This is a genomic window from Rhizobium redzepovicii, from assembly GCF_019793435.1.
GTDB classification, from domain to species: domain Bacteria; phylum Pseudomonadota; class Alphaproteobacteria; order Rhizobiales; family Rhizobiaceae; genus Rhizobium; species Rhizobium redzepovicii.
In genome coordinates this window covers 146,826-168,147 of record NZ_JAILYH010000013.1, presented here as the reverse complement: position 1 = coordinate 168,147, position 21,322 = coordinate 146,826, and the positions used below count along the sequence as shown (strand labels likewise).

20 protein-coding genes and 1 pseudogene are annotated in these 21,322 nt (G+C 60.3%); 2 read left to right on the top strand and 19 right to left on the bottom strand.

The features are described from left to right. Positions 1-66: 66 nt before the first annotated feature. From K6N12_RS21460 to K6N12_RS21405, 12 genes are all read right to left on the bottom strand, one after another. Entirely contained in the window at positions 67-1,791 is a 1,725-nt protein-coding gene (locus K6N12_RS21460) for an ABC transporter substrate-binding protein (protein ID WP_097627822.1), read from the bottom strand. A gap of 81 nt (positions 1,792-1,872) precedes the next feature. Continuing rightward, on the bottom strand, positions 1,873-2,169 hold the full coding sequence (locus K6N12_RS21455; protein ID WP_054184982.1) for a DUF2160 domain-containing protein: 297 nt from the start codon (positions 2,167-2,169) through the stop codon (positions 1,873-1,875). After that, entirely contained in the window at positions 2,169-3,080 is a 912-nt protein-coding gene (locus tag K6N12_RS21450; RefSeq protein ID WP_003595819.1) for a carbohydrate ABC transporter permease, read from the bottom strand. Before K6N12_RS21450 ends, K6N12_RS21455 begins: the two co-directional genes overlap by 1 nt. Before the next feature lies 1 nt (position 3,081). After that, positions 3,082-3,948: a carbohydrate ABC transporter permease gene (locus K6N12_RS21445; protein WP_097627823.1), complete on the bottom strand. Its 867-nt coding sequence runs from the start codon at positions 3,946-3,948 to the stop codon at positions 3,082-3,084. Positions 3,949-3,950: 2 nt separating this feature from the next. After that, positions 3,951-5,021, bottom strand: coding sequence for an ABC transporter ATP-binding protein (locus K6N12_RS21440; protein ID WP_097627824.1), 1,071 nt, complete (start codon positions 5,019-5,021; stop codon positions 3,951-3,953). Positions 5,022-5,030: 9 nt separating this feature from the next. Then, entirely contained in the window at positions 5,031-6,110 is a 1,080-nt protein-coding gene (locus K6N12_RS21435) for an ABC transporter ATP-binding protein (protein WP_097627825.1), read from the bottom strand. Positions 6,111-6,151: 41 nt separating this feature from the next. Then, complete coding sequence (gene glpD / locus K6N12_RS21430) at positions 6,152-7,666, bottom strand: glycerol-3-phosphate dehydrogenase (protein WP_097627826.1); 1,515 nt, start codon at positions 7,664-7,666, stop codon at positions 6,152-6,154. Positions 7,667-7,809: 143 nt separating this feature from the next. Continuing rightward, positions 7,810-8,583, bottom strand: a complete 774-nt coding sequence (locus K6N12_RS21425) for a DeoR/GlpR family DNA-binding transcription regulator (protein ID WP_097627827.1) — start codon at positions 8,581-8,583, stop codon at positions 7,810-7,812. Between the two features lie 411 nt (positions 8,584-8,994). Continuing rightward, positions 8,995-9,228: a hypothetical protein gene (locus K6N12_RS21420; RefSeq protein ID WP_097627828.1), complete on the bottom strand. Its 234-nt coding sequence runs from the start codon at positions 9,226-9,228 to the stop codon at positions 8,995-8,997. A gap of 52 nt (positions 9,229-9,280) precedes the next feature. Beyond that, the gene (locus K6N12_RS21415) at positions 9,281-9,745 is read right to left on the bottom strand and encodes an Hsp20 family protein (RefSeq protein WP_097627829.1); all 465 of its coding nucleotides are present in this window, start codon (positions 9,743-9,745) and stop codon (positions 9,281-9,283) included. Positions 9,746-10,173: 428 nt separating this feature from the next. Beyond that, positions 10,174-10,434 carry a DUF4242 domain-containing protein gene (locus K6N12_RS21410; RefSeq protein ID WP_003595804.1) on the bottom strand — a complete coding sequence of 87 codons (261 nt, stop codon included), beginning with the start codon at positions 10,432-10,434 and terminating at the stop codon, positions 10,174-10,176. A gap of 41 nt (positions 10,435-10,475) precedes the next feature. Continuing rightward, on the bottom strand, positions 10,476-14,003 hold the full coding sequence (locus tag K6N12_RS21405) for an AAA family ATPase (RefSeq protein ID WP_097627830.1): 3,528 nt from the start codon (positions 14,001-14,003) through the stop codon (positions 10,476-10,478). A 160-nt stretch (positions 14,004-14,163) separates the two neighbouring features. On the opposite strand from K6N12_RS21405, the pseudogene K6N12_RS21400 reads away from it, so the two are divergent. Next, positions 14,164-14,799: pseudogene (locus K6N12_RS21400) on the top strand (hypothetical protein). Between the two features lie 41 nt (positions 14,800-14,840). Here the strand turns inward: K6N12_RS21400 and K6N12_RS21395 are convergent. Continuing rightward, positions 14,841-15,758 (bottom strand): DMT family transporter, encoded by a 918-nt coding sequence (locus K6N12_RS21395; protein WP_097627958.1) that lies wholly within the window; start codon positions 15,756-15,758, stop codon positions 14,841-14,843. Positions 15,759-15,830: 72 nt separating this feature from the next. On the opposite strand from K6N12_RS21395, the gene K6N12_RS21390 reads away from it, so the two are divergent. Then, positions 15,831-16,760, top strand: coding sequence for a LysR family transcriptional regulator (locus tag K6N12_RS21390; RefSeq protein ID WP_097627831.1), 930 nt, complete (start codon positions 15,831-15,833; stop codon positions 16,758-16,760). Between the two features lie 15 nt (positions 16,761-16,775). Here K6N12_RS21390 and K6N12_RS21385 read toward each other — a convergent pair whose 3' ends face one another. The 6 genes from K6N12_RS21385 to K6N12_RS21360 all read right to left on the bottom strand — a co-directional run bounded on the left by K6N12_RS21385 (position 16,776) and on the right by K6N12_RS21360 (position 21,315). Then, the gene (locus K6N12_RS21385) at positions 16,776-17,246 is read right to left on the bottom strand and encodes a GNAT family N-acetyltransferase (protein ID WP_097627959.1); all 471 of its coding nucleotides are present in this window, start codon (positions 17,244-17,246) and stop codon (positions 16,776-16,778) included. 90 nt (positions 17,247-17,336) lie between these two features. Then, a complete protein-coding gene (locus K6N12_RS21380) occupies positions 17,337-17,858 on the bottom strand; it encodes a DUF992 domain-containing protein (protein WP_097627832.1) in 522 nt (173 codons plus the stop codon). A gap of 417 nt (positions 17,859-18,275) precedes the next feature. Beyond that, the gene (locus K6N12_RS21375) at positions 18,276-18,440 is read right to left on the bottom strand and encodes a DUF1328 domain-containing protein (RefSeq protein ID WP_003571841.1); all 165 of its coding nucleotides are present in this window, start codon (positions 18,438-18,440) and stop codon (positions 18,276-18,278) included. A 101-nt stretch (positions 18,441-18,541) separates the two neighbouring features. Further along, positions 18,542-19,132 (bottom strand): hypothetical protein, encoded by a 591-nt coding sequence (locus K6N12_RS21370; protein ID WP_097627960.1) that lies wholly within the window; start codon positions 19,130-19,132, stop codon positions 18,542-18,544. Positions 19,133-19,201: 69 nt separating this feature from the next. Further along, positions 19,202-19,588, bottom strand: coding sequence for a VOC family protein (locus K6N12_RS21365; protein ID WP_097627833.1), 387 nt, complete (start codon positions 19,586-19,588; stop codon positions 19,202-19,204). 104 nt (positions 19,589-19,692) lie between these two features. Then, entirely contained in the window at positions 19,693-21,315 is a 1,623-nt protein-coding gene (locus K6N12_RS21360) for an ABC-F family ATP-binding cassette domain-containing protein (protein ID WP_097627834.1), read from the bottom strand. Between the last annotated feature and the right edge of the window lie 7 nt (positions 21,316-21,322).

Here is a 21,322-nt window from a genome sequence, read left to right as displayed (position 1 = left end):
CACCGGCCGTGGCCGGTGGCAGGAAGTGACGGCCGGAAGCCTCGTTGCCTCCGGCCGAGGTCCGCCTTACTTCGACTGCCAGCTCTTGACGAGTTCGTCGTAGTTGACGGTGACCGGCTTTTCCTTCTCGTTCTCGATCTTCAGCTGCGGCGCAAGGTTGCCCTTCTTCACCGCATCCGCGTTCCAATAAGCGAGATCATGCTCTTCGGCCAGTTTCGGGCCGATATCGCCCTGGACGCCCGATTTCTCGATACGGCCCATGACCTTCTCCTGCTCGCCGCAAAGAGAATCCATGGCTTCCTGCGGTGTCTTCGCACCGGAAGACGCATCGCCGATTGCCTGCCACCAAAGCTGAGCCAGCTTCGGATAATCGGGAACGTTGGTGCCGGTTGGCGACCACTGAACACGCGCAGGCGAACGATAGAACTCGATCAGACCGCCGAGCTTCGGAGCACGCTCCGTAAAGCTCTTATCGCGAATGGTGGATTCGCGAATGAAGGTGAGACCGAGCTGGCTCTTCTTCACGTCAATCGTCTTCGAGGTCACGAACTGTGCATAGAGCCAGGCGGCCTTCGCACGGTCCGTCGGGGTCGATTTCATCAGCGTCCACGAGCCGACGTCCTGATAGCCGAGCTTCATGCCGTCTTTCCAGTAAACGCCATGCGGGCTCGGTGCCATGCGCCATTTCGGCGTACCGTCTTCGTTCATGACAGGCAGGCCAGGCTTGACCATGTCTGCAGTAAAGGCCGTGTACCAGAAGATCTGCTGCGCGACGTTACCCTGTGCCGGCACCGGACCGGATTCCGAGAAGGTCATGCCCTGAGCTTCCGGCGGTGCATAGCCCTTCAACCAATCGAGATATTTCTGGATCGAGTAGACGGAAGCCGGGCCGTTGGTGTCACCGCCGCGAGCGACGCACGAGCCGACGGGACGCGACTTCTCGTCGACCTTGATACCCCATTCGTCGACCGGAAGACCGTTCGGCAGGCCCTTGTCGCCGTTGCCGGCCATCGAAAGCCAGGCGTCGGTGAAGCGCCAGCCGAGCGACGGGTCCTTCTTGCCGTAGTCCATGTGGCCGAAGACCTTCTTGCCGTTCTCGTCACGGCCGGTAAAGAATTCGGCAATGTCCTCATAGGCCGACCAGTTGACCGGAACGCCGAGGTCGTAGCCGTACTTCGCCTTGAAGTCGGCCTTGTTCTTCTCGTCGTTGAACCAGTCGTAGCGGAACCAATAGAGGTTGGCGAACTGCTGGTCGGGAAGCTGGTAGAGCTTCTTGTCCGGTGCCGTCGTGAACTTGGTGCCGATGAAGTCGTCGATATCGAGGCCGGGGTTGGTAACGTCCTTGCCTTCGCCGGCCATCCAGTCGGTCAGGTTGCGCACCTGCTGATAGCGCCAATGCGTACCGATCAAGTCGGAGTCGTTGACCCAGCCGTCATAAAGATTCTGACCGGTCTGCATCTGAGTCTGGATCTTCTCGACAACGTCACCCTCTTGAATGACGTCGTGAGTGACCTTGATCCCGGTGATCGCAGTAAAGGCCGGAGCCAGAACCTGGGACTCATACTGGTGGGTGGTCAACGTTTCCGAAACGACCTTGATCTCCATGCCGGCGAAGGGCTTCGCAGCATCGACGAACCACTGCATTTCCTTTTCCTGGTCGGCGCGAGAGAGCGTCGACATGTCGCCGACCTCTTTATCCAGGAAAGTCTTTGCCTCGTCCATGCCGGCATAGGCCGACCCGGTCATGGCCAGCAGTACCGCTGCTGTCGTCGTCAATAAATGCCTTCGCATAATATCCTCCCAGGGTTTGCGATTGCAGTCTTCACGTCTCAGGCGACCAGAAAAATCCCCGGCCGTCTGCATCAGTTTGCCTCACACGTAACGGAATACGCCGATGGCGTAGACCACGGAGAGAGCGAGAGCCCACCAGAGGCTTGATCCCGCGAGACCAAGCCAGGCAAGATGGATAAAGGCGCTGCCGAGCAGCGAAAGGAAAAGTCGGTCACCGCGCGTCGTCTCGAAGCGCAGGATTCCGATCCGCGGATTGCCGCCCGGCACGGCATACTCCCAGACACCCATGCCGATCAGCAGCAATACGATGACGATGAAGAAAGCGGCCGTCGGCCAGGTCCATGCCATCCATGAAAAATCGGGAAGCGAAAAGCTCATCAAACCCTCCCCAGGGCGAAGCCCTTGGCGATGTAATTGCGCACAAACCAGATCACCAGCGCCCCTGGGATCAAGGTCAGAACACCCGCGGCGGCGAGCAGGCCCCAATCCATGCCGGATGCAGAGACGGTGCGGGTCATGGTGGCGGCGATCGGCTTCGCGTCGGTCGTCGTCAGCGTGCGTGCAATCAGCAACTCGACCCAAGAGAACATGAAGCAGAAGAAGCAGGCGACACCGATGCCGCTCGCAATCAGCGGCGTGAAGATTTTCAGGAAGAACCGCGGGAACGAATAGCCATCGATATAGGCCGTCTCGTCGATTTCCTTCGGCACGCCGGACATGAAGCCTTCAAGGATCCAGACCGCCAGCGGGACGTTGAAGAGGCAATGCGCCAATGCCACGGCGATATGCGTATCGATCAGTCCAAAGGCCGAGTAAAGCTGGAAGAACGGCAGGGCAAAGACTGCCGGCGGCGCCATCCGGTTGGTCAGCAACCAGAAGAACAGGTGCTTGTCGCCGAGGAACCGATATCGGGAGAAGGCATAGGCCGCCGGCAGCGCGGCTGCCACCGAAATCACCATGTTCATGACGACATAGCTGATCGAATTGATATAGCCGGAATACCACGCCTTTTCCGTGAAGATCGTCACGTAATTGGCGATCGTCGGGTTATGAGGATAAAGCGTCAGAGAATTGACGATTTCCGCATTGGTCTTGAAGCTCATGTTGACGAGCCAATAGATCGGCAGCAGCAGCACGATGATATAGATGGTCGGAACCAGCCACCACCAGCGCGATTCTTCGCCGCGCCGGCGCATCAGACGGCTGACCTCATCGGCGGAGAGACCGCTCGCGACACTGGTAACGCCCGGGACGTTTCGGCTCGCTGTCGTTTCGTTGGAGGCGCTCATTTCAATTCTCCGCGTCGTGGCTGGTCATGACGGTGTAGAACACCCACGAAAGCAGCAGGATGATCAGGAAATAGATCAGCGACATGGCAGCGGCCGGACCGAGGTCAAACTGTCCCAGGGCGGTCTTGACCAGATCGATCGACAGGAAAGTGGTCGAGTTGCCCGGACCGCCGCCCGTGACGACAAAAGGCTCGGTGTAGATCATGAAACTATCCATGAAACGCAGCAGCACGGCGATCAGAAGAACGCGCTTCATCTTCGGCAGCTGGATATAGCGGAACACCGCCCAACGGGACGCACCGTCGATTTTGGCTGCCTGATAGAAAGCATCCGGAATGGAAACGAGGCCGGCATAGCAGAGCAAGACGACGAGGCTCGTCCAATGCCAGACATCCATGATGATGATCGTCACCCAGGCGTCGAGCGGATCCTGCACATAGTTGTAATCGATGCCGAGGGCGTTGACGTAATAGCCGAACAAACCAATGTCGTTGCGGCCGAACACCTGCCAGATCGTGCCGACCACATTCCACGGGATCAACAGCGGCAGTGCCATCAGAACCAGGCATACCGGCACGCCGATACCTGATTTCGGCATGTTTAGAGCAATGAAGATGCCAAGCGGAATCTCCAGGGCGAGGATGATCAACGAAAAAATCAGGTTTCGCTGCAGGGCGGCCCAGAAACGGTCGGAATGCAGGATTTCGACAAACCAGTCTGTTCCGTTCCAGAAGAACTGGTTGTTTCCGAAAGTGTCCTGAACGGAATAGTTCACAACCGTCATCAAGGGAATGACAGCCGAGAAAGCCACCAGCACGAGGACTGGCAGAACCAGAAACCAGGCTTTGTTGTTCCAGGTTTTTTCCATGATCAAGCCTCCCGTCCGGCGCGCCAAGAGTCGGCATAGATACTGATGCCCGATGGCTCGAAGGTCACTCGGGGATCAGCCGGAATTTCCTCGTCCTCAGGAACGACGATCGCGATCGGCTGGCCGGCAAACTGTGCGCGGACGATCTTCTGCCGGCCGATATCTTCCACCTTGCTGACCGTCACAGGCATACCCTCGCGGCCGACCCGGATAAATTCGGGCCGGATTCCAAGCTCTACCTTGGCCGCTGTCGACGTCTTTGGCGCATAGTCGAGCGTCAGCGCGTGCTCGCCGACCCGAACCGTACTGCCCTCCACCTTGGCCGGCATGAAATTCATGCCCGGCGAACCGATGAAGTAGCCGACGAAGGTATGGCTCGGACGCTCGAAGAGTTCGGCCGGAGTGCCGATCTGCACGATCTCGCCGTCATACATCACCACGACTTTGTCGGCGAAGGTCAGCGCTTCCGTCTGGTCATGCGTGACATAGACCATGGTAAAACCGAACTGCTTATGCAGGCGCTTCAGCTGCGATCGCAGCACCCATTTCATATGCGGATCGATAACAGTGAGCGGCTCGTCAAAGAGAATGGCGTTCACATCCGAGCGAACGAGGCCGCGGCCGAGTGAAATCTTCTGCTTTTGGTCCGCCGTCAAGCCTCGCGCGCGCCGCTTGGCCCAGCCGGCAAGATCGATCATTTCGAGGATTTCGCGGACGCGCCGGTCGACATCCGCCTCGGCCACGCCGCGGTTTCGCAGGGGAAAGGCGAGGTTGTCGTAAACCGTCATCGTGTCGTAGATGACCGGAAACTGGAAGACCTGCGCGATATTTCGCTGTTGCGTCGGCAGGTTCGTAACGTCCTGCCCGTCGAAGAGAATCCGCCCTTCGGACGGCTGAATGAGGCCGGAAATGATATTGAGCAGCGAGGTTTTTCCGCAGCCCGAAGGTCCGAGCAGCGCATAGGCGCCGCCGTCGTTCCACTCGTGATGCACTTCCTTGAGAGCGTAGTCCTTCTCGCTCTTCGGGTTCGGCCCATAGGCATGGCGAATATGATCGAGGGTGATACGTGCCATGATTTTCTCCTAGCCCCCTTGCCTGGCGGTGGTGATCGCCCGGCCGTCCGCGCCGAAAGCCATCAGGTGGCGTGTATCGATGAAAACGGAGATGTCCGTGTCCGGCTCGATATTGTGGATGCCGTGCGCAAGCATCACCCAGCGGGTGTCGGCAAATTGCAGGTGGACAAAACTTTCCGACCCGGTGATCTCCGAAACCTGTGTTCGCGCCGTCATTCGCGCCGAAGCAGCCGTCTGAGCTGTTGGTGCAAGATGATGCGGGTGAAACGCTATGGTTGCCGGCCCGTCCGGCACATTCTGAAGATGCGGCGGCACCGCAAAAATCAGAGCGCCGTCGCGCAGGAAATTGCCTTCCGATTTGACCAGATCAATGAAATTCAGCGGCGGATCGGCAAAGGTTTTCGCCGTCGTCAGATCGAGCGGATGGCGATAGACCTCGACCGTCGGGCCGAACTGCGTGATCCGGCCCTCGCTAAGCGTTGCCGTATTGCCGCCGAGCAGCAGGGCTTCGGAGGGTTCCGTCGTGGCATAGACGAAGATCGCGCCGGACAGCGCGAAGATCCGCGGCAATTCCTGCCGCAGTTCCTCACGCAGCTTGTAGTCGAGGTTGGCAAGCGGCTCGTCCATCAAAACAAGGCTCGCATTCTTCACGAGTGCACGGGCAAGCGCGGTGCGCTGCTGCTGGCCACCGGAGAGGTTGAGCGGCGTGCGATCGAGATAGGGACCGAGTTTCAGAAGTTCGGCAGCCTTGCGCACCTCCAGATCAATGACCTTGGCGTCCTTGCCGGCAATCCGCAGGGGCGAGGCAATATTCTCGTAGACCGTCAATGCCGGATAGTTGATGAACTGCTGGTAGACCATAGCGATGTTGCGCTTCTGGACAGGCATACCTGTCACGTCAGCACCATCAAAATGGATCGTACCGGTTGTCGGTCGATCAAGACCGGCCATCAGACGCATCAACGAGGTCTTGCCCGACAAGGTCGGCCCAAGCAGAACGTTCAGCGTTCCTCTTTCAAAAACAAGATCGGTCGGGTGGATATGATAGTCTCCTCCCACCATCTTTGCGGCCTTCCGCAGTTCCAGCATTCCTGTTCCCGTGCCTCCACGCAGCGGGGACCACACGCCGCCTATCCGACCATCGCCGGTATGGCAGCCATGTACTCCTCCAGTGACTGAGCCTGCTCCTTCGAAAGGCGCAGACCATCCTTTGTCCTTCTCCACAGCACGTCTTCGGCGTGCCGGGCCCATTCATGTTCGACGAGATAGGTGACCTCGGCCTCGTAGAGATCGCCGCCGAAGAGCCGTCCGAGATCGTCGAGGCTACGGGCTTCCCCGAGCAGTGCCTTTGTCCTCGTGCCGTAGCGGCGCACCAGCCGGCGGGCATGCCGATCGGCGAGGAACGGATAGCGCCGTTTCAGATCGGCGACCTCGGCATCGTATCCTCGGACCGGGAAGTCACCGCCGGGCAGATGGCTTTTGGCCGTCCACGGGGCGCCCTTGACGCCGATCGCAGCGCCGATCTTCTCCAGCGCATGTTCGGAAAGCCGGCGATAGGTGGTGAGCTTGCCGCCGAACACGTTGAGCAGCGGCGCGGCATTTCCTTCGCCCTCCAGCTTCAGCACGTAGTCGCGCGTAGCCTCCTGCGCCTTCGAGGCGCCGTCGTCATAAAGCGGCCGGACCGCCGAATAGGTCCAGACGATATCCTCCGGCCTGACCGGCTCCTTGAAATATTCCGAGGCGGCATTGCAGAGATAGACGGTCTCCTCCTCGGAGATCCTGACATCCCTGGGATCAGCGGTGTAATCGCGATCGGTGGTGCCGATCAGGGTAAACTCGCCCTCATAGGGAATGGCGAAGATGATGCGATTGTCGGGATTCTGGAAGAAATAGGCGCGAGGGTCGTCGAACTTCTTCTTCACGACGATATGGCTGCCCTGGACGAGGCGGACATGGTGAGCTTCGTTCTGACCAAAGGCGGAGCGGATGACATGATCGACCCAGGGGCCGGCGGCATTGACCAGCATGCGGGCCTGGTGGCTGTCATTGCGGCCGGTCACCGTATCGGTGGTCTCGATGTGCCAGAGGCCGTTCTCGCGCCTTGCCGACATCACCTTGGTGCGCGGCATGATGGTCGCCCCTTTGTCGGCGGCATCGCGGGCGTTCAGCACCACCATGCGGGCATCATCGACCCAGCCGTCGGAATATTCGAAAGCCTTGGCGAATAGCGCCTTCAGCGGCTTGCCGGCCGGGTCGCGGCGCATGTCGAGCACCGCAGTCGCCGGCAGCAGCTTGCGGCCGCCGAGATGATCGTAGAGGAAGAGGCCGAGCCGGATCAGCCAAGCCGGCCGGATGCCGCCCTTGTGGTAAGGCAGCACGAAGCGCAGCGGCCAGATGATGTGCGGCGCCATCGCCCAGAGGATTTCGCGCTCCATCAGCGATTCGCGCACCAGGCGAAATTCGTAGTGCTCGAGATACCGCAACCCGCCATGGATCAGCTTCGTAGCGCCGGATGAGGTGCCGGAGGCGAAATCGTTCATCTCGGCCAGCGCCACGGAATAACCGCGCCCGACGGCATCGCGCGCAATGCCGCAGCCGTTGATGCCGCCACCGATGACGAATATGTCGTAGATCTCTCGGCCCAATATCCCCTCCGAGCCCGCTGCGGATTTCGCATCGCACAAAAATTGCGCGATTGCGAAAGTGAGGGCAGTTAAAACGAAAGGAATACGAATGTCAAACGAATGTTTCGCGGATCTTCGTTTCGGAACGCCTCGCTGGCTCGCCCTCAGCGAAACCTGCCATTCGTTTCGATCAGCTTCACATTGTTTTCGAGGCAGAGATTGCGGATGGACTGCACCGGACAGTGGTCGGTGATGAAGGTGTGAACCTGGGAAAGCTGGCCGATCCTGACCGGCGCGGTGCGTTCGAACTTGGTGGAGTCAGCAACGAGAATGACGTGTCGGGCATTGGCAATGATCGCCTGAGCAACCTTGACCTCGCGAAAATCATAGTCGAGAAGCGCGCCGTCCATATCGATCGCCGATGCGCCGATGACGGCGTAATCGACCTTGAACTGGCGGATGAAATCGACAGCCGCTTCGCCGACGATGCCGCCGTCTGAACCGCGCACGACGCCACCGGCTATCACCACCTCGATCGCCGGAAGCAAGCGCAACCTATTGGCAACATTGATGTTATTTGTGATGACCATCAGCTCGTGATGGTTGGCGAGCGCCTCGCCCACCGCTTCGGTCGTCGTCCCGATATTGATGAAAAGCGAGGCCCCGCTCGGAATCAGCTCGACCGCAGCCATGCCGATCGCCTGTTTCTCGGAGGCGGCGATCTGGCGGCGCGCCTCGTATTTGACGTTCTCGGTTCCGCTCGGGAATGTGGCGCCGCCATGGATGCGCGTGAGCACTTGCGCATCGCAGAGATCGTTCAGATCCTTGCGGATCGTCTGCGGCGTTACGGAAAAGCGGGAAGCGAGCTCTTCGACCAGAACCCTACCGCTCGACCTCGCTATCGCCACGATTTCAGTTTGCCGGTCGGTCAAGAACATGGGCGCGCACCTTTCGATCAGCTTTCGTTTTAAAGAAAGCGAACGCCTGCGCAATGGCTATCTGTCACCTGCTCTCAACCTGAGAGTAAGATAACCATTTTTGCGGTGCGAAGCTCTTGCCGGATGGACATCGTCTTTAAACGACATCTGCACCTTAAACCTTCTTCCTCGGACCCGTGCTATAGGGTAATTCAGCCGATCTGATTCACGATTTTGAGATTTACGTACGGATCGACCCGCCGGACGCACATCCGCTCCGAAAGCGTCCAAGTAAAGTCGCCGCCGCCTCATGACCAAAAACGAAGGCTTGAGCCGCGAGAGCCGGGCTGCTTGGAACCGCCACCTCAAGATGACGACGGGATTATGACCAGGCGGGATGAAGGACGCCGCTGTCGTGCGGCGTCCTACCCCTTACGCAGCTTTCGCAATATTAATCCCGCGGGCGGATTCGACCACAACCCGCAGGCGGTCTGGCTCTTTCACTCCTTGGCGATAGAGCTGCACGACGATGGCCGCGATGCGCTCGCCCTCCTCAGACCTCGGCTCCACTCCTGCTTCCGAAGTGACAATGTCGAAGACGCCCTGGCAAATACGCAGATCGGCAGCTCCGAAGTAGTCTGGCTTATCGAAACCGGATGTATTCATCGTTTTGCAGCAGGCGACGCCTTAAGCGTCGCCCGCCTCCCTCGATCGACACTTACGCGACCTGCTTCTCACCTTCGATCTGCAGCGGCACCTGTGCGCCGTCGCCAATCGCGATCTTGCGTGGCTTCATCGCCTCTGGAATCTCGCGTTTCAGATCGATGTGCAAAAGACCGTTTTTCAGCGAAGCGTTTTCCACGCTCACATGGTCGGCAAGCTCGAAGCGGCGCTCGAAGCCCCGCGTGGCGATACCGCGGTGCAGGTATTCAGCTTTGGTGTCATCGGCCTTGCCGCCCTTGACGAGAAGCACGTTGCGCTCCTGCGTGATATCGAGATCGCCATCCTCGAAGCCCGCGACTGCCATGACAATGCGGTACTCATTGTCACCGACCTTAAGGATGTCGTAGGGCGGCCAGGCGTCGACGGCCTGCAGGCGCTGCGGATTGTTCAGCAGCGAAAAAACCCGGTCGAAGCCGATGCTGGAGCGGTAGAGCGGTGCGAAGTCAAACTCAGTTCTCATGACCAAAACCTCCTAGAAGCGAGATGGAAAGGAACGCGGCGGAAACCTGCGTCCCCGGCTGTCGGCCCCCTTCTGGGCTGCCGACGATATCGATTTGGTTTTCGGTATTTTCGGTTTCAAGATGCCCTTTTGAAAAAATTTGGACCTCGCATATTGGACCACAGGACAGCTCGTGAAGACTGAAAATGTGGAATAATCTCACGGGCACCGCCTCGAAGGTTTTTATGATCCAGGAAGCTCGGGCAGTTGTCGCAGACCCCTGGCAGGACACGAGCGCGTGCATGCCAAGGAGATGGCTTCTGGGCATTCGCAGGATCCTAGATCCTGCGGTCGCAACAACGCCGGCCGACCGAAGCGGCCCTTACGGTTTGGTGAATTTTCTAACTGGAAGCGCGGCAATGCCTTGCTCCGGGCGTGGCCGAGGAGCGCTACGCAAACATATTGGGACCGATCTCCTCGCTGACTTCTATGATCACATCCGCGGGGACATTGTTCCTCCGGGCCGCAGCGAGAATGGCTTCCGTACTAGGCGCCTCGTAGAGGCAGTAAGTCTTTTTCCTGTCGGCGCTGAGGAAGGAAAAGATCCACTTCACTCCTTCCTGGTCATTGATCAGGTTGATTTGCTCTACCCCCTCTTTCGACAGATCGAGTTGTTCCGCGAAGTTTCTTTCAATGATGTAGCGTGGCATGACGAGACCTTCTTCCCACCAAAAGCAACGAACTGTTGGTTCTAATGAATCGTTGGCTTCAGTCGCTGTTGCAGCCGGACCATTCCCAGGTCGGCCGCGGTTGAACGGGCATTCTCGGATAGCAACATTGCTCTCTTTATCGCGGCCCGGCTACCTATTTTCATTAGCAAGTCCGCATAATCTGCCTGAGTGTGTGCGAGCCACGGCCGCGAGCCGATCGCCGCGTTCATCTCAAGTGCGTGCTCAAAGTGCTCCGACGCTCTGTCGAATTCACCCAGCGCCGCTGCCAGCACGCCCAGATAGCGGCTTGCCGCGCCGAAGCAAACGGTCGCCATACCGATGGTGACGGTCATCTCCTTGTAGTCGAGCATAAGCTTATAGAGGGTCTGGGCAGCATCTGCGTCGCCGAGACCGGCGGCGACTTCCGTCAGGAACGAGAGGGACGCACTTCGCTTTCCGTCAAGCGGAAGGGCAAAGCCGGTGCGGGCAAGCTCGCTCAACCTCCGCTGGGCCGCATCGCGATAGCCGAGGTCAAAGGCAACCAACGTAAAACCCGGCAACCAGGTGGTTCCCTCCGGGCTTTCCTCAATCAACAGCTTGATGACGGGTGCAACCTCCGAGAGGCGGCTTTGCTCCCGTCGGATCGCGAACATCTGCATGCCGTAAACGCCCTCCGGCGCAGCGCCAAGGATCCGCATACCCAGCTTTAGCGCTTCCTCTGCAAATTCCTCGGCGACGGTGAACCTTCCATCGAGGATGGCCATCATCGCTTTTGCGGTGCGAGCGTAGAACTGGACGTTGAGATGCTGCCGCGCGGTACCAAGTTCGTCGAGCGCGTCAACAGCCCGATCGGCTCGCGCGCGATCGCCGAGTTCCGTGGAGACATAGGCGTCAACGGAAAGCGCTCGGCTCCGCACATCGTCGTCATCGATCTCATCCGCGAGGCGCCTTATTTCATCGATACGAGCGATTCGGTCGTTTCTTTCCGTGGCGGACCTGACCGGTGCCGGCGTCAGGAATGGCAGAGCGGAAAGCTCCACAAGCGCAGTCTTATCTCCAACGCGTCGAGCCAGCTTTATTCCTTCATCATGGCATTTTGCAGCCTTCTGGCCGTCGCTGAGATAGGTGTATGCCCGCGCAAGGCGGCTGAGAATCTGGCACCGTGAACTCATATCCGCTGGTTCAACCATCTCGAGGGCTTCCTCGAGAAGCGGCATCGTTTCGGCAAGCGAATTCGAGGAGAGGAATTTGGTACCGTCTAGACCAATCACTGCACGAATAAAGGCTTGTGTGTCGGCCGCTTTGCGGGCCAATGGCGCGGCCAGCCTATATTTCGCCAGCGAATCCGTCATGCGACCCGCAGCGAACAGGGCGTCGCCGAGTTTGAGGATCGCGGTGAGCAGGTCTCTTTGCCGCTCAGGCCCTTCAGGCAACTGCTCTGCAATTGCCAAGGCGTTCTGGAAATTGTCGACCGCCTCGTAGTTGGCGGATCGTGCGAGGGCGCGCTCTCCAGCCTTCATCCAGTAGGGAAGCGCGAGCTCAATCCGTTGGGCTTTCTCGTAGTGCTGAGCGATGAGTTCGGGCTGCGTGGCAGCGACATCGTCATAATGTTCGACGAGAACCCTTGCGATCCTCTCGTGGAAATGCCGCCGGCGCCGGTTGAGGAGCGATTGGTAAGCCGCATCCTGAATGAGCGCATGTCGAAAAACGAGCGCATCATGCAAGACGCCGCCTTCGACGACGATCTGGCTGGACTCGAGCTGGTTCAGTGCTGTCTCGAGCGCTCGGTCGTCGACGCCTGCGATCTTCGAAAGAAGGCCGCGATCGAATTCCCTGCCTATTACGGCGGCAATCTGCGCGATCTCCTTGGCCGTCGGCGCTAAATGATCGAGACGTGTCATCAGGGAGCCCTGCAGACTGTCCGGGATTTCTGCGTTGAGCGACGACGGCTTTCCGCTCTCCACGACCGAGCGGGTCAACTCCTCGACGAACAGCGGCACCCCGTCCGTCCGCTCCGCAATCTTTTCGGCGAGCTGTTCGGGAATGTCGGACACCATGGATTCGATCAGTTCACGCATCTGCTGCCTGGTCAGGCGGCTAACGGAGAGCGTCGTCACCTGCGCCAGTCCGCCTGCCCAGTTCGCGCTCCATTCCGGTCGGTGGGTCACAACGACGAGGGCGGCGGCGCCGTGCAGCCGGCTGACGAGTTCTCTCAGCACTTCGCTGGTGGATGGATCCATCCAGTGCGCGTCTTCGAAAACCATGAGCACTGGTGCGATCCTGGCTGCAAGCAGCAAGCGGTTCACCAATGTGCGAACGAGAAGCTCCTTGCGCTGGTGGGCGGAGAGATCCGGCGGCTTGAACTCGTCGCCGACGTCGAGCGAAAGCAGCTCGGCATAGATGGCGCCAACGTCGGAAGGATTTTCGCCGTAGCGGCGCACAAGCGTGCGAAACTTTTCGATGCGCGTGTTCCGGTCATCTGCCGGCGTAAACGATGCAACCCGGCTCAGTCGCTCAACGATCGGGTAAAAGGCCGAGGTAGCGTGATAGGGTGAGCACTGCAATCGGATGAGTTCATGCTGTGTCTCTCGCAGGTGTTCTTCGAAAGCCTCGACAAGCCGGGATTTCCCGATGCCAGCCTCCCCCAACAGGAAGACCGCCTGGCCTTGCCCGGCCTTCGCCAACTCCCACCGTTCGAGCAGCAGGCCGATCTCGCTAACGCGGCCGACAAATTTCGAAAGCCCGCTGGCATGCGCGGCTTCGAAACGGCTATCCACCTCTCGCTGACCGCGGACTTCGAACAGCGCAATGGGAGAGGCGAAGCCTTTGAGCTCCTGCGCGCCGAGGCTCTCGATTTCAAACGACTGCCCGGCGAGGCGGCGGGTGCTGTCGGAGATCACGATCTGGCCTGGGGCGGCCGCGGCCTGCAGGCGTGCTGCCAGGTTGGGAGTGTCTCCTGCGATCGATGCCCGCTCCTTCGCGCTGCCGTCAGTGTTGCCAACGACCACGCGCCCAGATGCGATGCCGATGCGGGCCTTCAATCGCTCTGCGTTCGGCGGCTGCAGGGCGTCGACGGCGGCCATCGCCGCGAGGCCGGCCCGGATTGAGCGCTCGGCATGGTCCTCGTAAGCCATTGGCCACCCGAAATAGGCTAGCACGCCATCGCCGAGATATTTCGCGACGTAGCCCCCGAAGCGGGTGACGGCGCCGGCGACGCTATCCTGATAACGGCGGGTCAACTCGTGCATGTCTTCCGGGTCGAGCTCTGCTGACAGCGCTGTCGACCCGACCAGGTCGCAAAAGAGCACGCTGAGCAGTCGCCGGTCGGCCGCAGCTTCGGATACGGCCTCGGTAGCGACCGACGCAGGAGGCTGTTCGTCCGACCGTTGATCCGCAAGTTGGTTTATGGCAGCTAGAATAATCTTCCGATGCCCCAGCGAGACACCGAGCTCCTGGAGGTCGGATTCGGCAAGATGAGGGAGCGCTCGCAGATCCACGTCATTCTCGATGAAGGTGTCGGCGTACTTGCCGAGACCGAGTTGACCTAGCCAATCCTCAATCGTCTGCATCGACGTTGATCCTGCTCCACCGTTTTTAAAAATACCACGAACGCCGGTGTCGTGCCACGCCGTGGCGCAGGAACTGTTCGTCTTGGCGGGAAGCGAGGACTCACTGTATCAATTGTGGTGATCGTTGACGGGGCCGCGCCTTGATCCCATCTGTGTGCGCATGGCGAAAAACAAGAAGAATGACATACCTTCTCTGCTCGAAACGTGGACGACGCTATCGCCCGCGGCCACTCTAGGGTCTTCCGTGCGCGCCAAGGGCATCCTCTTGGAAATCCGTGCGCGCCTCCCGTCGTCCATGCGAAAATCGCTGGATATCAGCGGGAGGTTTTTGACGCTGGCAATGCCTGAAAACGCAAGGAGCGAGTTTCGGCATGCCTCGGCGATCATTGCGAAGTCGCTCGAAGGCATCGAAAGCCTGCCGGTCATCCCGCGCGAAATCGAGGACATCCTCACAATCTGAACGACCGAGAGACGTCGCTGGCTAGAGGACGGCCGTCTGCCCAGCGGGGGAACGCGAACCGTGAAGCTTCGGGGCCGCGCCAGGCAGATCACCTTCCACGTCTTCGAACCACAGATGGTCGAGGATCTGCTCGACCGGGGCGCTGTCGAAGAGGGGCGCGAAGAGGATGCCGCGGCTGCCATGGAAAACAGGCGGAATGCTGCCTACAAGGCGAAGCTGACGCGTTCCCTGAAGGAGGACAGCAAGGCGACTGCGGCATCGCAGGACGTCACCGACGAAGCGTCCGCAAAGCTGCGGGGCTGGAAAGAGTTTGGGCGGGACGGGCTGCTCCGCTAGGTCTGGATGAGACCCCGATCACCTTCCGGGGCAAATTGCGCCTATCGCTTCCGCATCACATTGACGACGAGCACACCGAGGATCGCCATGACGCCGCCGGCTGCACCGAGCGCCGTCGGCGTCTCGCCCAGCCAGACGAACCCGATCAGCGTTGCGACGGGCGGGACGCCATAGAGGAAATTCGAAGCGCGGGCGGCCGTAAGTCGCTTCAGCGCGATCGCCCAGGTGAGGTAGCCGATCGCCGTCGGGAAGATGACGAGATAGGCAACACCCCAATTCACCTCCGCCGGGGCGGCGGCCAACGCCTGGACCGTTGCCGGGACAGCCGGAAACAGCGGCACGGAACCGATCAGCAGGATCCAGGCGGTGACTGCTAGCGCCGGCAGCCGACCGAGCAGCGGCTTCTGCAATACGCTGGCGATCGCCGAGCAGAGCGCTGCGCCAAGGATGAGGACGGCATTCGGATCGAGCCTGAAGCCGCTGTCTGAGGCGACCGCGATCAGCGCCACGCCGCCGAAGGAAATGGCGGTGCCCGCCCAGCCCCAGCGGCCGAAGCGCTCGCCGAGCGCGAATGTGGCGATAAGGGCGGTGAAGACCGGCATGGTGTTGATGATGAAGCTCGCCGGCCCTGCTGCAACAGTCTGCTCGCCGGTGTTCAACAGAACCGCATAAGCGGCGATGAATAGCACGGCGGCAACGGAAAGACGGACGAAATCGCGTTTTTCCGGCATCGGCCGATAGATGGCGAGATAGACCAGAGCGATGACTCCGGCGGCAACGTAACGCGCCGTCGCCAGCTCGATCGGCGTCAGCGGTCCGAGGCAGATACGGATCACCACGAAGGAAGACGCCCAGAAGAGGATGGTGACGACGATCGCGGCAAAGGCCACCAGATCCAACCCACCTTGCTGTTTCGTCGAAATCGGTGCGCTTGCCGCCATGCTCATTTTCGCCTCCATATGTTCCTGTGACAGTGAGTAGCCCTTCGACGCGTGCTTGAAAAGCATCGCAATCGATGATCAAATGTGTCTATGGTTCACAGCTCCCCGGTTCTTCCGCCGCTCGATACACTTGAGACCTTTGCCCGCGCTGCCCGGCTCGGATCGTTTTCCGCCGCGGCCGAGGAAAGCGGCATCACTCATGGCGCGGTGTCGCGGCAGGTCTCGCGCCTCGAGCGCTGGATGGGGGTGCGGCTTTTCGCACGCGAAGCCAGAGGTGTGCGCCTGACGCCGGAGGGCATGCGGTTTTTCGCGCGGGCGGAGGAAGCGCTTGCGCTGCTCGGCAATAGCGGCGAGCGCTGGCTGCCTCGCCGCAACAAGGCGGTGGTGCGTCTTTCGGTGACGCCCTCCGTCGCCTCGTTGTGGCTGTTTCAACGTCTGCCGAAGCTCGAAGGAAACGAGCTGCATGTCGAACTGACGCTGGAACACCGGCTGGCGGATTTCGGCGAAGGCACGGACCTTGCCATCCGCTGCGGCAAAGGCCCTTGGGCCGGCGTGCGCGCCTTGCCGCTGTGGCAGGAAAAGTCGTTTCCGATCGCCGCCCCGGCGTTGGCAGACCGGCTTGGCCAGCGATCCGACGCTCTTTCGCTGCTGGAGCTGCCAATCCTGCACGATTCCAATATCGAAGGCTGGCGCCGCTGGCTCGCCCGCGAGGGCGTCGACTATACGCCACGCGGCCATGACCGCCGCTTCGAGGATTACAATCTGGTGATCGATGCCTGTGCGCAAGGGCTCGGCATCGCGCTCGCCCGGCCGCCGCTATCGGATGCCGCGCTGGCATCCGGGCGCGTCGTCGCCGTGTCGCCGCGGACGCTCGATTATCATGTGGCCTTTCATCTGATCCGACCGGACGATGCGCTCAGAAGCCCAGCCATCGAATTCGCCAGCCGCTTCCTGCGCGAGGCCGGCCATGATGAAGCGACGATCGCCGCTTTTGTCGCACCCGGCCGGGCGAAAACTTAAGCGGAGAATTCTTCGTTACTCCGCCGGAAACTGCAGGCGCATTTCCTTGGCCAGTTCGAAACCGGCGGCCCGATAGACCGGCTCGCCGGCATCCGAGGCATGGATGACGGCTGTAGTGCAGCCGATCGATTTCAGATACTCAGCGGCCTTGTTGGTCAGCGCCGATGCGATACCGCGCCGGCGAAAGGCGTCGGCAACATAGACGGACCAGATGTAGCCGTGCAGCCGCTGTTCTTCCCGGATGACCTCCGGAAATGGCGATTGGTGCAGTTGACAGGATGCGGAACCGGCGATTTCACCGTCGACGATGGCAAGGAACGACGTCAGACGCCGCTCCTCGCGGCCGCTTCTGATGAAAGACAAGATCCGCGCCGCCGCATCGGGCCTGTAATGTTCCGGTGGCGTACCGTAGCTGTCCCAGATCTTCAGATAGTGCCCCACAAGGACCTCGTCCTCATCGGGCGTTGCCATTCGAATATCGATCATGTCGTAATCCGGCTGGGCTGCGAACACGAAATCGGCCTCAATGACGTGACGCTCCCTGCCGTCCGCGGCAGGGAGCGTCAAAAAGGCATATCAATTGTCGGCCGTCAACGTCATCGAGGCGCTGCCGGCGGCAACATTGAGGCCGAGCTGGCCGGTCAGGCTGACCGTCTGCAGATGGATCGAGCCGGAAGTGCCGCCGACTAGCAGATTGGCGCCGACACCGGCGCCGAGCGTCGCCTCGGCGGTGGCGCCGACATAAAGGCCGGCGAGCGATCCGCGGTGATAACCGGCCGTCGGCGCGAACACCGCCCAGATCAGGCGGCTGCGCGTGGTGAAGCCAAGGTCGATGCCGAGCTTTCTCACTTCGCCGGTATAACGATCCGAAAGCTCATTGCCGACGGTCGACTGGAAGATGCAATCGGCCTCCTTGGAGGAACCGAGCACATAACCCGTCCCGCCGCCGATATCGCAGGTGAGGTAACCGATCTTGACGCCATTGCGCAGGTCCGGCTCTTCATATGTCCTGGTGACGAGGTCGGCGGCATTGACCGCCCCTGCGCCGACAACCGTCAACGATACCGCGGCAAACGCCGTCGCAAGAATTTTATTCATAAGTCTCTCCTTCTCAAATCGTGACGGGAGCATACCCGGCTACTCGCCACCAGATTCGGCAACAGATAACGGACGGGACCGCAAAACGATCCGATCCCGCACCATTTTCGCATCGCAAGTCAAAGCGCCTGGGAGGCGCAAGCGACAAACAGGTTTACGGTTCAGCCCCCAATGGGACATTTCGAAGGCACTAATTCACGCCATCCGGTTATTTCATGATGTTGTCAGGAATGGTTGCCGGAAAGGCACGGTCCTGCTCGCCGTCGACACTTCGCGGACGGCATTCATGCAGCGGCTCATGCGGATTTTGCAGGGGCCGACCGCAACCGGGAACCATCAGTGGTGGGGACGTCAAAGGCGCAACAAAGAAAAACCCGGCGATGTGTTCGCCGGGTTTTTATACTTGTTCGATCCGCTTTATACTCTTCGCATAAAGCGCATGACGAGAGATACGACGAACAGCACCAGGAAAATAAAGAACAGAACCTGGGCAATAGAAGCTGAAGCACCTGCTATACCGCCAAATCCGAGGACGCCGGCAATCAAGGCCACAACGAGAAACACCAGAGCGTAATAAAGCATCGCAATCTCCTTTTACGTTGCTGCTCACATAACGGAAGCCGCCCCCATTTGGTTCCCTGTCCCTCTCACGGCCGGCGCATGCAACGTCGCATCGGCCCGGTTCAGCCGAAATGGAGGGCGCCGCTGAACATCCGGTCGCCTTCATTCGGCTCGGGAGGTTCGGCTGCATCGAGATAGGCCTTGAGCGGCCCAGTCAGGACGAACCAGATGCTCGCCCCCAGCATGAAACAGGCTCCCGCCGGATCGTCGATGCGGGCGATGAAGGGAAGGCAGGCGGAGGAAAACAGGACGATGATCCGCACCGACCACTCCGCCTCACGTTTGGCGATGGCGCGCGCTCTCAGTGACTTGTATTCCCGGGCGCCGTAGCCGCCTCCCCTCGCCTTCATCGCCGAAAGCAGTTTTCGTGCTGACGGCAGCGCCAGCATGATCAGCGCGGTAACACCGAGCGCGAAAGGTTTGCCGGCCAGGACTTGCCCGCTGGCGATCAGGAGAAAGGCGAGCACGACGAGATTCCATGTCGGCTCCAGCAGCTCCGGCGGTTGCCGTGTGCGAAGATGCCAGCTCCGCAGCAAGCCCGCCGCGCCGTGCAGTAGCGGCTGATCGATGTAGCGATTGATCCAGTCCATGCCGATGCGCCCGTCCCCGATTGCATGAAGAGGGCTCCGAACACCACGGAATTTGGTCATCATCGTGGCAATAAGCACCGAAACCGTCCTCCGCGTGAAGGAAGCGGCCCGCCAAGGCATTGGATGCAATGTTTAGCGCAGTTCCTGCGCAACCTCCCAGACATGGCCGGACGGATCCGCAAAAGCGGCCGTGCGGCGGCCCCATGGACGATCGATCGGACCGTTGAGCAGTGTTACACCAAGCTTGCGCAGCTCCGTGCAGACCGCATCGACATTGTCGACCTTCATCGTCAGCAGGACGCGACTGCCCGAGCCGGATGCCGCCACCGTCGAGGGCTCGACCAGCTGCGGCGCTTCGGTCACCTGGAGCAGATTGACCATCGTTTCCGAAAACTTCAGCACCGAGCAGACGTCGTCCTGATAGACGACATCGGCGGCAAAGACCTTTTGGTAAAATGCCCTCGCCGCGTCGATCTCGTCGACGAACAGGGTGATGACCTCGATCCTATCCAGCAGCATGGGCAGTTCTCCTCCGTTGCTCCGACCATCCGACCGATATCGCCGGCCGGCTCGTTGCTGGTCGCTTCGGCGCCGACGGTTTCGACATGCCGCACAAAATAATCTCAGCTCCTGAGACCCGGCGCCTCGTGGCCGGTGCGCGCCACATATTCGGTGTAGCCGCCGCCATATTGATGGATGCCCTCAGGCGTCAGCTCCAGCACCCGGTTGGAGAGTGCGGCGAGGAAATGCCGGTCATGCGAGACGAACAGCATGGTGCCCTCATATTGCGAGAGCGCCTTGATCAGCATCTCCTTGGTGTCGAGGTCGAGATGGTTCGTCGGCTCGTCGAGCACCAGCAGGTTCGGCGGGTCGAACAGCATCATCGCCATGACCAGCCGCGCCTTCTCGCCGCCCGACAGCACGCGGCACCGCTTCTCGACATCGTCCCCGGAAAAACCGAAACATCCGGCAAGCGCCCGCAAAGGCCCCTGCCCCGCTTGCGGAAACCGGTCTTCCAGCGCTTGGAAGACGGTATGCTCGCCGTCGAGAATATCCATGGCGTGCTGGGCGAAATAGCCCATCTTGACGCTGGCGCCGAGAGCGACGCTGCCTTGATCAGGCTCGGCGGTGCCCGTCACCAGCTTCAGCAGTGTCGACTTGCCGGCGCCGTTGATGCCCATGATGCACCAGCGCTCCCGCCGCCGCACCATGAAATCCAGCCCTTCATAGATGCTTCGGCTGCCGTATTTCTTGTAGACGTTCTTGAGGCTGACCACGTCCTCGCCGGATCGCGGCGCTGGCTGGAATTCGAAGGAAACAACCTGGCGGCGCTTGGGCGGCTCCACCCGGTCGATCTTCTCCAGCTTCTTGACGCGGCTCTGCACCTGCGAGGCATGTGACGCCCGCGCCTTGAACCGCTCGATGAACTTGATTTCCTTGGCCAGCATCGCCTGCTGGCGTTCGAACTGGGCCAGCTGCTGCTTCTCGTTCTGTGCCCGCTGCTGCTCGTAGAATTCGTAATCGCCCGAATAGGTCGTCAATGCGCCGCCATCGATCTCGATGATCTTGGTGATGATGCGGTTCATGAACTCGCGGTCGTGGGAGGTCATCAGCAGCGCACCTTCGTAGCCTTTCAGGAACTCCTCCAGCCAGATCAGGCTTTCGAGATCCAGATGGTTGCTCGGCTCGTCGAGCAGCATGACATCGGGGCGCATGAGCAGGATGCGGGCGAGCGCCACGCGCATCTTCCAGCCACCCGACAGGGCTCCGACATCGCCGTCCATCATTTCCTGGCTGAAGCTCAGGCCGGCGAGCACTTCTCGGGCGCGTCCTTCGAGCGCATAACCGTCCAGCTCCTCGTAACGCGCCTGCACCTCGCCATAACGCTCGATGATCTTGTCCATGTCGTTGGCCTGCTCGGGATCGGCCATGGCCGCCTCGAGCTCACGCAATTGCTCGGCAACGACACTGACAGGGCCGGCGCCGTTCATCACCTCGGCGACGGCACTGTGGCCCGCCATTTCGCCGACGTCCTGGTTGAAATAACCGATGGTGACGCCCTTTTCACAGGAGACCTGCCCTTCGTCGGGCTGTTCCTCACCGTTGATCATCCGGAAGATCGTCGTCTTGCCGGCGCCGTTCGGGCCGACGAGACCGATCTTCTCGCCTCTATTGAGCGCTGCTGATGCCTCGATGAAGAGGATGCGGTGGCTGAGCTGCTTGCTGATATTCTCGATACGAATCATGATGTGC